Here is a 14,740-nt window from a genome sequence, read left to right as displayed (position 1 = left end):
AAATATACCACAAAAAAACTAGATTAATTTAGAAATAATTCTAAATTCACTCTAGCTTTTAAGTATTTTTATCTAAATTTATAAAAATTTAATAAATTATTCATCCAACTTAAGTACAGACATAAATGCTTTTTGAGGAACTTCAACAGAGCCAATTTGTCTCATACGCTTCTTACCTTCTTTTTGTTTTTCAAGAAGTTTCTTCTTACGAGATATATCTCCACCATAACATTTAGCAAGTACATCTTTTCTTAAAGCACTTATTGTCTCTCTTGCAATAACTTTATTACCAACAGCAGCTTGTATAGGTATAGCAAATTGATGTCTTGGAATTTCTCCTTTTAATTTCTCACACATTGCCTTTCCTCTAGGGAAAGCACGAGTTTCATGTACAATAAAACTAAGTGCATCAACTTGCTCTTTATTAATTAAAACATCAAGTTTTACAAGAGTAGATGCAACATATCCCTTAATCTCATAATCAAGAGAACCATATCCTCTAGTTCTTGATTTTAAGGCATCAAAGAAATCATAAACAACTTCATTAAGAGGAAGGTCGTAATGAAGCATTACTCTTCTCTCATCTATATATTCCATGTTTAACATATTTCCACGTCTTTCCTGGCAAAGTTCCATAACAACACCTACATAATCTTTAGGAACTATTATATCTCCTTTTACTATAGGTTCTTCTATCATTCTTATCTCAGCTACTTCTGGTAAATTTGCAGGATTTTGTATCATTACAACTTCTCCATCAGTTTTTGTAACTCTGTATATAACAGATGGTGCTGTAGTGATTATATCAAGATTAAATTCTCTTTCAAGTCTTTCTTGCATTATTTCCATATGTAAAAGACCTAAAAATCCACATCTAAACCCAAACCCTAGTGCTGCTGAAGTTTCAGCCTCATATTCAAGAGCAGCATCATTTACTTGTAATTTTTCAAGAGCATCTCTTACATTTTCATACTTTTCACCTTCTCCTGGATATATACCACAATATACCATTGGAGTAGCTTTTTTATATCCTGGTAAAGGTTCTTCTGTAGGATTATTTGAATCTGTTATTGTATCCCCTACACGACAACTTCTTATATCTTTTATACTAGCAGCAACATAACCAACATCACCTGCTGATAATTCACTAAGTTCAGTTTGCCCTGGAGCCATAACACCAACTTCAGTTACTTCAAACTTTTTCTTAGTATTCATCATTTTTATTGTCATACCTTTTTTAACAGTTCCTTCAAACACTCTAACATAGGCTACAACACCTTTATAAGCATCGTAATAAGAGTCAAATATTAACGCCTTTAATGGAGCTTCATTATCTCCTTTAGGTGCAGGAACATTTTTTACAATATCTTCTAAAACATCTTCTATATTTAAACCTGTTTTAGCTGAAATAAGAGGTGCTTCACTTGCATCAAGCCCTATTATATCTTCAATTTCATGTTTTACTTCATCTGGTCTTGCACTTGGTAAATCTATTTTATTTATTATTGGTAATATTTCTAAATCTTGGTCTATTGCAAGATACACATTAGCTAAAGTCTGTGCCTCAACACCTTGTGCTGCATCAACTACCAATAATGCTCCCTCACACGCAACTAAACTTCTTGATACCTCGTAATTGAAGTCTACATGTCCTGGTGTATCTATAAGATTTAAATAATATTCATTTCCATCCTTCGCCTTATACATTAATCTTATATTTTGGAGCTTTATAGTGATTCCTCTTTCTCTTTCAAGATCCATGTTATCGAGTAATTGACTCTTCATGTCTCTTTCACTGACAAGCCCCGTTTGTTGTATTAATCTATCAGCTAAGGTAGACTTTCCATGGTCTATATGTGCAATTATACTAAAATTTCTAGTTCTACTTTGTTTATTGTCCACCTTAAATTCCCTCCTCTTGATTATTCTTATAGTTATCATTTTATATTATATAAAAACTTTTTATATATCAAATTTTAAATTTTTGAATATAAACTAATTGGCATTAAACAAAATTATCCACATTATATGTGGATTATCAAGCCTAACACTAAATATTATATAATATCATAAACTTAAAGTAAATCCTATAAAAGATAGTTAATGTATTTTTATTTTATACAATTAAAGATACATAACTAAAATAAGGCTTATTTTAATCAATAAACCTTATTCACTTATTTACTACTTATTAAATTTTTCAACAATTTTGTGTATATCAAAATTTGGTATATCAAGCTTTGGTATATCAAGCTTTGTAATATCAAATTTAATACTTGAGAAATAATTATGTTGTTTTATTCCCAACATACTTTTAGCATTACTGTCAACTATAAATACACAAACTGATGTACCTATAATCATAATAACTAAAAATATAATTCTCATAATATACTTATATTTTCTTTGTTTACTTTTACCTTCTATATTTCTTTCTAATCGGCTCATTCAACATGCTCCTAATTATACTAAACAATCTAATTTTTTTGTTTAAAATATTCATCTAAAATTTCAGCAAGATACTTTGTAGTAGCCTTAGATTCTTCTATACTTGTTGCATTATTTCCAATTTCTATTAACATGTGATTTTTAACTGCAAATTGATTAAATCTAGCATAATCTTTTTCTACTATTGGAGACACCAAGCCTGGATATTTCTTTTCAGCAAAAGCAGTTATATCATCTGCTAAAGCTCTAAGCTGTGCTTTATTTTCATTTTTTCCTCCTACAACAAAGAAGAATTTAGATACTCTCTCTCCATTTATCATAGTTGTATATTTTAAATGGTCTTTTTCTTTAGTGGCTGGATTAGTTAAATCCCTAGCATCCCTATGTAAATCTATTGCTATGTCCACTGTATTATATTTAGGGAGTATACTTTTTATTGTTTTTAAACTACTTGCATAAGAGTTATTATAAGATGGATAGTCATGGTATTTAGTAGTATGGACTACACCCCATCCCTTACTGTCTAAAGCACTAGTTAATGCATTTCCTACTTCCATTACTGAATTTTTCTTATCTCTTGAATGATAATTTCCATCAGGTGAATTTGAATAAGTTTCACATCCATGAGTATGATATATCAAGATTCTTGGATTTTCTTTAGTCACTCTTAAATCATCTTTATAATCTTCACTAGATGCAGTACTAGTTTCAGTTGTATCTGAGTTTTTTGACTCAATGTCTGGAACATTTTCTTTACCAACATAAAGTTTTATATATTCTTTTTCACTTTCTTTCTTATTATCAGCTTTACTTACATCCTCAGATTTTTTATTTTCATCTTTACTTTCTTTACTTGTTTCTTTATTTTTATCACTCTTTTTATTTTCTGTATTATTTCCTTCGACTTTAGCTTCTGGATAAGATGAATTTACTAAAAATTTCAAAAAGTCATCTTGATTTAAAGCCAATGATTTTCCTGGTAAAATGCATGCTAATATAAAAGTCAAGGTTACTACTTTAATGCATTTTTTAAACATATTTGCTCCTCCTTATTTTACAATCTACCTGGATGTAAAGACCTATTTAGACCTTCACTTATTATTATAGATAGATTTTCAATTGTATCATCTATATCTTTTGGTGTTACGATTAAATTCTTATCATATGGGTCTAATGAATCTTTTATTAGATGATATTTTTCTTCTTCTTTAAGTTTTTTCAACATATTATAAAAACTTTCTGTTTCTTCTGACTGAGATATTAAATTATCTATTGCCATATCCAAAACATCTATAGTAAGAGTTGCTGCGTCAACCACAGTTGGAACTCCTATTGCAATAACATCCACTCCTAAAGTTTCTTTAGTGAGAGATTTTCTTGTATTACCAACACCTCCACCAGGTGATATTCCTGCTGTTGATATTTGTATAGTAGAGTTTACTCTTTCCATTTTTCTTGATGCTAGTGCATCTATTGCTACTACTCTATCTGGCTTCACTTTCTCAACTAATGACTTCACTACTTCACTAGTTTCTATTCCAGTAACACCCATAACCCCTGGGCTTAAAGCTGATACCTCAGTAAAATCATCATCATAATCCTTGTTATAATTTTTAAAGAGATGTCTAGTTACCAGTGTTTTAGATACACTTTTTGGACCCAATGCATCAGAAGTAATATTTCTATTTCCAAGACCAATTACTAGTGTCTTTTTGTTTTTGTCTTGTCCAAACACATCTACCAATTCATCTTTTAAATAACTTATCATTTCTTCTCTTGACTCATCATCATCAAATTTCATAAGATTACTTTCTAGGGTTATATATTTTCCTATATCTTTGTTCATTATCTCTGAACCTTGTTCATCTATTACTTCAACTTTTGTTACAATACAATTTTCTAATTCTTTAGTTTCTATTTCTACCCCAGGAATACTACTTCCTTCTTGAGACTTTTCACACATTTCACTAGCTTCTAAAGCTAAATCTGTTCTTACATTAATCATATAAACCTCCAGTATAAATTAAATGCTAATTATAATTGTTAACAAAATTTAGTATTTTATAACAAAAAACTATAAATTTATTTAAAACAAGTAAAATTAAGGCTTTCAATGTAAGAAAATCGAGTTTGGTCAGTAAATGGTCAGTAAACTTCCTTATCTATCATTTATTTACAAATATAAAAAGGTAGCAACTATTTACATAGGCGCTACCTTTTAATCTATTTATCACTTTCTTCCCAAGATTTCATTCATTATATATTTCCTCTAAAACAATTAAATGATAAACATATTTTTGAAAGTGTTTATTCAACTTTTTGAAGGGTTTAAAAATGTTCAATCATAAAAAAGGCTCTCTAAAGTACCTTTCTTGTTTTATTGGTTGAAGCCTAATACAGATAATATTTTAGCATCATAGTAAATAGGCATGTTCTTTGTTGCATCTTCTAAACTTTATGTTCATAGTAGAATGACTTGTTCACTTCATTTATTTCTGTTGAAAGAATGGTTCAGCAATTGCTAGCCACTCATTTGGAAGATAAAGAGAGAGATAACCATGATTATAACCTTTAGCTTCATAAATCCTACATGAGGCCACATAAGACTGAAACATTTTCGCAGAGCTTTTGACACACTTCATTTCTTTTTCTCCATACCAGTACATCACTTGTGCTGTGGTTTTTTTGACGCTATCCTTAAGTGTATATTGCATCATATAAGTACGATACATATTATATAATGTTTCTTTTCTGACATGTGGCATATCCTGCATATAATATGCTTTGATTTCATCTGGGTACTGCATATTTTTAGGTAATAGCTTTGGCATCATAGCAATTTGAAAACGACAGGCCTTCTCACTAAATAGAAGTCCTCCACAAAAACGAATACCAGCAATACAAAACCTTGCCATAGTAGGTCTTGGGTAGCATATACTACCATCAATAATTGCCTTTTGGGTAATATCAGGTTTTCGAGATAAAAGCTCCATCACAATTTGACCACCAAGTGACACACCACACAAAGCAAAAATATGACCACCACATTCTTTATCTATATATTCTACTAACTTGTCTGCTGTATCCTCTGTGGAAATATATGTATTCTCATATTCTTCTCCATGACCATCCAATGTAGGAAGTATTACATAATAGTTTTCAGACAAGACCTGTGCTTGTCGTAAATAGTTCCACCATGCGTTCCCACCTCCATGAATCAACATTATATGTGGACTTTTTTTATTTCCAAATTCATGAAATTTCATATGTCACCTCTCCTTATAAAAATAAAATGAATGTTATTTCTTCTTGTCATCATCCACTACAGGTGGAGAAGATATAATTGAGAGTTTTCGAAGCCTTAGATTCGATTTAGGTTTTTGATCTACATATGGTTTCAATAAATTAGCTATATTTTGAAGAAGATCTTTATATTCATTATCAGTCATATATAACAATGCTGAAGTAAAAAGTACATTATCTTTTTTATGGTCTTGATTTTTCCTGCTAAAATACTCATTCATTTCCTGCATTAACCCTATATGAAATGCTGTAGAAAGTGCAACAAATGCCTCACCTTCCATTGGCACTTCATCTTCCTTTAGTGCATAAACCTTTTCAATCGTACCACGCACACGATTTTCTTTGACTACTTCAATCATATTATTCTCTTCTAAAATTTTGACATGATGATAAACCGTTGCGCGAGGAATATCATTCAAATACTTCACTATATCAGATGTACGAACACTGCCATGAAGTCGAATATACTGTAAAATACGAAGTCTAGCAGGATTTAGAATCAATTTTACTACATCCATCTTATCATCCCTTTCTTTAATCTATAAAAATATTATAGTCTATTCAACTGTTCAATGTAAAAACGTTAAAAATCATGTTAGTTTTTCGATATTTATTTTATTGTTAATAATACATTTATAAAATCCATCATATATGTACATGTTTTTTCAATATAAATAATTAAATGATAAACATATTTTTGAAAGTGTTTATCCAACTTTTTGAAGAGTTTAAAGATATTCAATCATAAAAAAGGCTCCCTAAAGAACCTTTCTTGTTTTATTGGTTGAAGCCTAATACAGATAATGCCTTAGCATCATAGTACTTAGGCATAGTTTTTGTTGCATTTTCTAGTCTAGAAAAATTAAACTCTGCTGAAGTTCTATATAATACAACTTCAGAACCATCAAATTCATACCACTTACCGTCAATTTGCACATAGTTCCAAGTATGGTTTAAGGCTCCATCTTCCTGATATATCGAATTCATTCCCATTAGCCTTGTCAATACATGAAAGCTACTTGCAAAACTTCCACATGAACCACGTTTTTCAACAAGATTTCCATATACATTTGTATCATGTGCTATCCCACTCACATATTTTGACTCTATTACCAGTTTTGCAGCTCTATTCGCCTTTTCCATATCAGATGCATTTCTCCAATCGAAACTATTTAGGAAATTTCTAATTACTACAAGTTCATTTTTAGTCTGCTCATAAGTAAGCAACTCTTTGCCTGCTATAATTTTTATAGGGTCAAGATTTTTAAATATTACACTCTTGTATGGTTCACCTGCAAATGCAGCAGCGTATGCACCTAATCCTGCATATCCTTTATTTATATAATAATATTTGCCATCTGCTCTAAGTTCATTCCCATTTTCATTTCCACCATAATTAATGTCCCATCCAAATTTTCCTGTTGTATTAAGACCAAACTGCTCTAACATTCCTTTTAAAGGATACTCCTCGTTTGTATTGTTTTTGACTACGCCTGTATTAGTGTCACCTACATTATTAGTTACATTCAAACATTGTGTTATTATAGAAGCATCAATATTCCCTATTGATGTTATTTTAGTAGCACCTTTAAGTATACTTTTGTTACTTCCATTTCCAACTAATACAATTGGTTTACTTTCAGCTAGAGTTGAGCCAATTAGCGGATAAACTAGGTCACTGCCACTAGCTACATAAAATTCTTTAGCACCACCATAAAACTGTTGAACTATCTTTTTATTAGTCTCATATCTATCAATTCCACCTAATCTAGTTGCTCCTAATTTTTCTACAAGTTGATTACTCATAGTATTTGTTGAACCAAATGCAAATATTTTATCTCCTTTAATTTTAAGCTCAGGCATATCTGAGCCATTAGTAAGTAATACAGGTATCTCATTTTTAAATGCAACTGAAGCTGCACTTATAGCATCAGCTTCACCTTTAAATCCATTTGCTACCAGTACATTACCTGAAGTACCTTTTAATTCTAAAATCTTGTCACTTACCTTATAACTTGTACTAAGTCTATCTTTTCCTTCAATTCTTTCAACGTCAATATTTTTTTCCTTTAATAAATTCTCTACTTTGCTTCCTATAGAATTATTTCCTCCTATTATGTACACTTTTTTAACATTATTAAGTCTTTTTAATGTTGAGTCTGGTATCTCATCTTTCTTAGTCAATAATATTGGTGCGTTTTCAACTCCAGCCAATCCACTTGCTGATAATCCATCTGCTAAACTATTATCCACATTGATAAGGATGGCTTTAGTATAATTCTGCCTATCTGCAATAATAGCTGAAGTTTCATACTTATCTTTACCATTTATACTATCAATCGAACTTAGTGCATTTGATACTATTGGAAAAGTAGAAATCACTAACAAGAATGAAATTCCCATAGTTAATAATTTTTTACATATTTTCATAATATAAATACCTCCTAAATATTATAGTTCTACTTAAATAATATACTATAAAATGAAAAAAACATCTCAATTATTGGAAAAATTATCTTAATTAAACATATAAATTTATATTTTTATAAATTTTTTATTAAATTTACAAAAATGAGTAATTTCTTGCATTATCTTATAATTATTGGAAATACTATCAAAATGTATGTAAATAGTTTGTATTATATCAAAATATTTGTTACAAAAATGAAATATTAATTTATATATATTAAAATATTTAAAACACAAAATATACCAACCTAAAAACAAGATATTGCAAATTATTTATACACAATCTATAGTCTAAAAAATCAAAATAAAAAACATTATTAAAATATATAAATAATAATCCTTGATTTTTAGATTTATTTCTGTTAAAATCTAATATGTTGACGATGAATATGAGAAAAAAATACAGGGAGGTGAACACGGTGGCAAATATAAAATCAGCTAAGAAAAGAATAAGTGTTATCGAAAAGAAAACTGCTTTAAATAGAGTTAGAAAATCTCAAATAAAAACTGCAATAAGAAGATTCGAAGATGCTGTTGCAGCTGGAAACAGAGAGGATGCTGTTGTTAAGTTCCAATATGCTCAAAAGAGAATATACCAAGTAGCTTCTAAAGGAACTATACATAAGAATGCTGCAGCTAGAAAAGTAGCTAAATTAGCTCAAAAGTTAAACGGTATGAACGCTTAATTACCAGTTTATATTTCTTATATATAATAACCCCTATGCAGGGGTTTTTTATTTTGGAAATTTATACAATAAAAAATAAATAGTTAGACATATTATAGTTGATTATATACTCTTAGACTCAATTTAGCCTACTTGTACTTTGAACTATAACATATCTTGCTATTTATTTTTTATTAATATATAAGTTTTTTACATTGCTTGCCTTTTACAGTATCTACTAACCAACATTTCTACTGCTAAAGTATCCCTTATAAGTCCTGTTTTTATTTTATAATCGCTTTCTAATATATAGTTTAAAATTTCTATGATTATATCATCAGAGAAGTTTTTAGTCTGTTTTAATGCTTTTCCTATTACAAATTGATGCATTTTTAATTTATCTGCTATAAGTTTTGCTGAGTATCCCTCTAGTTGTAATTGTCTTACTTGCATAACTATTTTAAATTGTCTAGCTATCATAGAAAATATACCTAAAACAGATTCGCCTTCTTGTATCATATCATTCAATATTTTCATTGCATTAGAAGCACTTTGCTCTCCAATATAATCAATTAACTTAAATATATCATTTTCAACCTTTTTAGGAGATAATTTATCTATTACATCATTAGTTACACTATTTCCCTTTCCAACAAATGAACTAATTTTATTTATCTCGTTTTCTAAGTCTGATAAAGTCTTTTCACTACTTTTATCTCTATATCCTTCTTGTTCAATAAAATACATTATTTGAGAGTTTTCTATTATAACTTCATTTAGAGCAAAAGATTTTTTTATCCACTTAAATAAGTCCATATCAGAAAGCTTGTCACAATTAAAAACAATTCCATTATTACCTATCTTTTTAACTAAAGATTTTCTTTTGTCTATATCTCCATATACAACAAAAACTATAGTGGTAGTGTCTGGAGTATTATCTAAATGCTCTATCAAGTATTTTTCGTCGCTATCTGTAAAATTCTTTTTCTTTCCTTTTAGTAACTCAAAGTCTTTTACTATTACTATTTTTCTATCATCCATAAAAGGAAGTGTCTCTATAGAGCTTATAAGCTGATTTAAGACTATTTCCTTTCCATCTATTATATCTAAGTTAAAATCGAGCATTCCTTCGTTTAAATTCTCTTTAAAGACTTTTATTGCATTTTCTATTAAATAATACTCTCTGCCATAAAAAAGATACATTTTCTCAAGTTTTTTATCTTTTATATTCCTTATAATATCCTTGTAATCCATTTTCTTGCTCCTTTATCTCTTTTCCTTCTATGTAAAATATGTAAAAAAATACTCCTATGTAATAAATCACTACAATATAAAGTTTAGGGTTATCTATATCAATATATGCAAAATTTAAATTGCTGAGTTTATCTAGTAAAAAAAATATGATTTCTATCAATGTGCTGTTGAATAAAGCTATTATTTTAGCTATTACTACACTTATTTTAAATATTATTAAACTTGCAATACTCAAATACATTATTATACCTATAAATGGTACTATTATTAAATTTCCTATGATTGAAACCAATGGTATACCTTTAAATGTATAATATATTATAGGCAAGGTTAATATATTTGACGATATTGTCAATGATACCATACTTAATTTTATAATACTATTTATTTTATTGTAAAATATTAGTATAGAGAATGTAGCTAAAAAAGATAATTGAAAACTTACATTATATATAACATAGGGGTTATTTATAATTAAAACTATCCCTATTAGAGACAGTGTTGATATTCCATCCTTTTTTCTATTAATAAAGACTGATAAATAGAAAACCATAACAAATGCTATAGACCTAATTATAGATGGAGACGCACCTACCATTATACAATATAAAGATATAAAAATCGACAATATTAATAATTTATACAATTTATTTATACCTCTTAATAGAAAAGCAATTACAACACATAGTATGCTTGTATGAAGACCAGATATAGATATTACATGACTAGTTCCTGTCCTAGTGAACATTTCTTTTTGTTCATCTGTCAAATTTTCAACCTCTGCTAACAATATAGAATTTATAAAATCTGAATTTTTCTTATATAAATATCTATAAGTTTTATTTATGTAAAGCTTTATTTTACCTATTAAGTCATATATTTTATTTTTACCAATAATTTTATAACTATTTATATATATTATACCTTTATATCCAGTACTTTTTATATATCTTCCATAATCAAAATCTTCATATTTCATTTTACCTAAACTTTTAAATTTACCTGTAACATTAACTTTCTGACCAATTTTCAAATTTTTAGTTCTTGTGTAATCATTTATTAGGAAAGCTCCTACTTTATACTGATTATATCTAGGCTTTTCAAATCTTCCTTTGACTGTTCCTTGTATAGTTATTATCTTATCATTAAATTTTTCATCCTCTTTCTTCTTATTTGTGATAATAAAAGATACAGCTATCACAAATATTAATATAATTAGTAAAGGTCTTCTTATTTGAATCATAATCACTCCTCTATAAAACATATTATTTAGATTATTTTCAAATAAAGATTTTTTAAACAAAAGAAATTATTCTATAAACAAAAGAATACGTCAAAAGATTTATTAAAATCTTTTGACGTATTTTCACTTCTATATATATTCATTTATATAATTGTCTTTTTTAGAAAAAATGCAATTAAGTATTTCTATTGTTTCTTTTGAAATACCTTCTATATTATTTAATAAAAGTGCTTCTTCAACGTCTGTATAAGAAAATGCCAATTGTGTTAAAGCATTTATATCTAATTTAATATCAAAACACTCTTGAAGCCCTTCTGTGCATTCTTTATTTAATTTTTCCACTATTACTTTCTTATTTTGTATAGAGACTTTGAATAGTCCATTATTTTCTTCTATAAATTTATCTTCTATATATAATTTTATAGAACTATTAATATCCTTATCAATATCTATATCTTCAATAAATTGCTTTACATTTATAACTCTTCCCATCATAAAAGGTTTTATTTTTATCTCACAATCTTTAGGGTTGTCTAATATAAACCTTATCTTATCTATTGTAGGAGTAGCTATAGAAGCTATCTTACATTGAGTATTGTGATTATATATAAATTTAAGCATTGATTTAAGAGCATCTATGTTTTTATAAAATAGCTCTCTGACAAACATTTTATCTCCTTGAAGAAAATAAATTATATATCCATCTTTTTCATTACCTTCATGGATATATAAATGTCCGTCTTCACTTTGGATTTCTTTAAATAAGTTTTCATAATAATGTTCATCTTTTAACACATTACCATTAACCTCATTTAAAAATACTTTATCTATTTTAATTAAATCATCAATTTGTGATAAATCAGCTTTTATCATTTTTCCATTTGCCTTGAAATTTTTTAAATCATCTGTTTTGATAGTATATTCAATTTGGTCATAACAGTGCTCATATCCAAATCTTCTATAAAGTCTATAGTCAATTGGCATTAATATAGATACTAGTTGTCCTTTCTTATACAACTCATTTAAAGTAAATTTAATAACTTTACTCATATAACCAGTTCCTCTCCCCTCAGGAAGTGTAGAAACCCCTACTACATACGATGTATTGTATACCTTACTATTTAAGCTTAATTTATACTGGTTTAGCTGAAGAGAGGAAACAATTTTTCCTTCATCTAAAGCTATTACAGTATTTTCATATTTATATTTATCATTAAAATAGTATTTCATGAAACTTTCACTGTCATTAAAGCAATAACTCCATATTTCTTTTATACTTTCTATTTCTTCGTCTTTAGCATACCTAATCTCCATATAGTTTATTAAGCCTCCCTAACACTGTACTTTTCAACAAATCTACAAGGGTGGTAAGAAAGTTTAGCTTTTCTCAGACCTTCAATACCTAAGTCTTCTTCTCTATTTACAAATTCAACATCTTCAAATTCACTTACTAAAAATTGTTGGTTTATAAATGGATATAAGCCTCTTATATCAGGATTGGCTTTTTCTATATGAATTAATGCCATGTTTTTATTTAAAAGCTCTCCGATACTAAATGCTTCTAATTTTCCATCCACATATACACCAAACACTTTTACTTTATCTTTTAAAATATCGTAATTGTTAAATATCTTTTTGATACCAACCAATTCATCATCCATGCTTTCATCAAATTCGTTATTTTCTTCTTTGTTACTTTCCCATTCTTTCATTAATACTAAACATTCATTGAAGTTTTCTTTATCTAATAATCTTGCTTCATATCTACCTGCATATTCTTTTAAGAAATAATTTATGTGATTTCTCTTCTTTTGATTCTTTTTTCCAGCTAATGTTCTTAAACTTTCTGCATCATAGATATAGTCAAATAAATCTCTTTCTTCTATATACTCAAATCTATTTGGGTATTTTTCTTTTAGAAATTCTACCACTTCAGTAGTAATACCTCTTAAGTATATTTTTTTGTTGTTATGTGAAAAATACTCAAGTACAAAATCTACAACTTCTGGAAGTTTGTCTTTTTTAGCAAGTGGTAATATTGAGAAACTATCTCCTTCGTATTCACCAACTAAAACAGCAAAATCTTCACCTATATAATATCCTGTCTTATAAACATGTTGCCACATATATAAAGTACTAAAACAGTACTCACAAGCTTCATAATCTACTAAATCAAAATAAGGGTCTAGCTCCTTTTTTGAATTTAGTTCAATATCTTTGAAAAACATAAAATCCTCCTACCTTTTTATTGCTTAATTTTTTAAAATTTTATTTTGTATCTATAAAAACTCCAATTTAGTTATGGTATTAATTTCACTTATATTGTCTAAAATATAAAATAGGATAGTTCCCATATATCTTATATTACCCATCATAAAATTATATAAACATGTAATGACTGGAGTGATTTTTTATTGAGAAATAAAATTTTTTTATTAACACTTATTATAATATCACTTTTAAGTGGTTGTGACAAAAAATCTCTACTATCTATACATATGATAGATGTTGGACAAGGTGATAGTCTTTTAGTACAAACACCTACAAAGAAAAATATATTAATTGATGGAGGTGATGAAGATAGTGGAAATATAGTTACTAGTTACTTGAAACAAAAAAGAATAAAAACCATCGATATAATAATAGCCACACACCCAGATTCCGACCATATAGGTAGTCTTGATAATGTCATAAAAAAATTTAATGTAAACTCCATCTATATGCCTGAACAATCAACAGAAAGTGAAGCTTATCAAAACCTAATAAGTTCTTGTAATGATAAAAAACTATCTATTCAGTATCTATACAGAGATGATGTTTTAAATATTGATAACAATATAAATATATATGTATTAAGTCCTTCATATATACAAGAAGAATCTAATTTAAATTCAATAGTTTTTAAATTAAACTTTAATGACACCTCATTTTTATTTATGGGCGATGCTGAAGAACCAATTGAAAAAGAAATTTTACATTATTTTAAATTAGATAATATCAATTTTATAAAAATAGGTCATCATGGAAGCAATTCATCAACTACGTCAGAATTTATTGAAAAAATTCATCCAGATATAGCCGCAATATCATGTGGATATAAAAATCAATACGGTCATCCTCATAAGGAAGTTATCAATAATTTAAAACAAAACAATATATCAATTTATAGGACAGATAAAATAGGTGATATTGTTTTTTATAGTGATGGTAAAATGATATTTACAAAACACAAATATAAAATAGACACTTAACATAAGAAATAAAACTGTAACTACATAACAGAACTAGGCTAAAAGTATCAACATAAAATGGTTTTATATTGATGCTTTTAGCCTTTAAAATGTGTCTATAAAATTTA

At 27.8% G+C, this 14,740-nt stretch carries 13 protein-coding genes; 2 read left to right on the top strand and 11 right to left on the bottom strand.

Annotation, left to right across the window (positions count from 1 at the left end; genetic code table 11):
- Window positions 1–96: 96 nt before the first annotated feature.
- The 7 genes from lepA to KGF46_RS03965 all read right to left on the bottom strand — a co-directional run bounded on the left by lepA (window position 97) and on the right by KGF46_RS03965 (window position 8,181).
- On the bottom strand, window positions 97–1,902 hold the full coding sequence (gene lepA, locus KGF46_RS03995) for a translation elongation factor 4 (protein ID WP_227861032.1): 1,806 nt from the start codon (window positions 1,900–1,902) through the stop codon (window positions 97–99).
- A gap of 282 nt (window positions 1,903–2,184) precedes the next feature.
- A complete protein-coding gene (locus tag KGF46_RS03990; RefSeq protein WP_227842133.1) occupies window positions 2,185–2,448 on the bottom strand; it encodes a hypothetical protein in 264 nt (87 codons plus the stop codon).
- 29 nt (window positions 2,449–2,477) lie between these two features.
- Window positions 2,478–3,485: a stage II sporulation protein P gene (gene spoIIP, locus KGF46_RS03985; protein WP_227828200.1), complete on the bottom strand. Its 1,008-nt coding sequence runs from the start codon at window positions 3,483–3,485 to the stop codon at window positions 2,478–2,480.
- A 17-nt stretch (window positions 3,486–3,502) separates the two neighbouring features.
- A complete protein-coding gene (gene gpr, locus KGF46_RS03980) occupies window positions 3,503–4,453 on the bottom strand; it encodes a GPR endopeptidase (RefSeq protein WP_227828199.1) in 951 nt (316 codons plus the stop codon).
- Between the two features lie 484 nt (window positions 4,454–4,937).
- On the bottom strand, window positions 4,938–5,672 hold the full coding sequence (locus tag KGF46_RS03975; RefSeq protein WP_413926589.1) for an alpha/beta fold hydrolase: 735 nt from the start codon (window positions 5,670–5,672) through the stop codon (window positions 4,938–4,940).
- Window positions 5,673–5,747: 75 nt separating this feature from the next.
- On the bottom strand, window positions 5,748–6,269 hold the full coding sequence (locus KGF46_RS03970) for a helix-turn-helix domain-containing protein (protein WP_227828197.1): 522 nt from the start codon (window positions 6,267–6,269) through the stop codon (window positions 5,748–5,750).
- A 259-nt stretch (window positions 6,270–6,528) separates the two neighbouring features.
- Window positions 6,529–8,181: a cell wall-binding repeat-containing protein gene (locus tag KGF46_RS03965; RefSeq protein ID WP_227861805.1), complete on the bottom strand. Its 1,653-nt coding sequence runs from the start codon at window positions 8,179–8,181 to the stop codon at window positions 6,529–6,531.
- Between the two features lie 458 nt (window positions 8,182–8,639).
- On the opposite strand from KGF46_RS03965, the gene rpsT reads away from it, so the two are divergent.
- On the top strand, window positions 8,640–8,906 hold the full coding sequence (gene rpsT / locus KGF46_RS03960) for a 30S ribosomal protein S20 (RefSeq protein WP_227432754.1): 267 nt from the start codon (window positions 8,640–8,642) through the stop codon (window positions 8,904–8,906).
- Between the two features lie 189 nt (window positions 8,907–9,095).
- Here the strand turns inward: rpsT and holA are convergent, their stop codons facing one another.
- The 4 genes from holA to KGF46_RS03940 all read right to left on the bottom strand — a co-directional run bounded on the left by holA (window position 9,096) and on the right by KGF46_RS03940 (window position 13,610).
- Complete coding sequence (holA, locus tag KGF46_RS03955) at window positions 9,096–10,139, bottom strand: DNA polymerase III subunit delta (protein WP_227828195.1); 1,044 nt, start codon at window positions 10,137–10,139, stop codon at window positions 9,096–9,098.
- Window positions 10,102–11,382: a ComEC/Rec2 family competence protein gene (locus KGF46_RS03950; protein ID WP_227828194.1), complete on the bottom strand. Its 1,281-nt coding sequence runs from the start codon at window positions 11,380–11,382 to the stop codon at window positions 10,102–10,104. The genes holA and KGF46_RS03950 overlap by 38 nt, the downstream gene beginning before the upstream one ends.
- A 129-nt stretch (window positions 11,383–11,511) precedes the next feature.
- The gene (gene eis / locus KGF46_RS03945) at window positions 11,512–12,696 is read right to left on the bottom strand and encodes a GNAT family N-acetyltransferase (RefSeq protein ID WP_227828193.1); all 1,185 of its coding nucleotides are present in this window, start codon (window positions 12,694–12,696) and stop codon (window positions 11,512–11,514) included.
- Window positions 12,697–12,704: 8 nt separating this feature from the next.
- On the bottom strand, window positions 12,705–13,610 hold the full coding sequence (locus KGF46_RS03940) for a DUF2156 domain-containing protein (protein WP_227828192.1): 906 nt from the start codon (window positions 13,608–13,610) through the stop codon (window positions 12,705–12,707).
- Window positions 13,611–13,796: 186 nt separating this feature from the next.
- Here KGF46_RS03940 and KGF46_RS03935 point away from each other — a divergent pair, with 186 nt between their 5' ends.
- A complete protein-coding gene (locus tag KGF46_RS03935; protein WP_227828191.1) occupies window positions 13,797–14,633 on the top strand; it encodes a ComEC/Rec2 family competence protein in 837 nt (278 codons plus the stop codon).
- Window positions 14,634–14,740: the final 107 nt, after the last annotated feature.

The organism is Clostridioides sp. ZZV14-6153 (assembly GCF_020657855.1).
In the GTDB taxonomy this organism is placed as follows: Bacteria; Bacillota; Clostridia; order Peptostreptococcales; family Peptostreptococcaceae; genus Clostridioides.
Note: the sequence above shows the minus strand (reverse complement) of the source record. Positions and strands in the feature narration are given on the sequence as shown.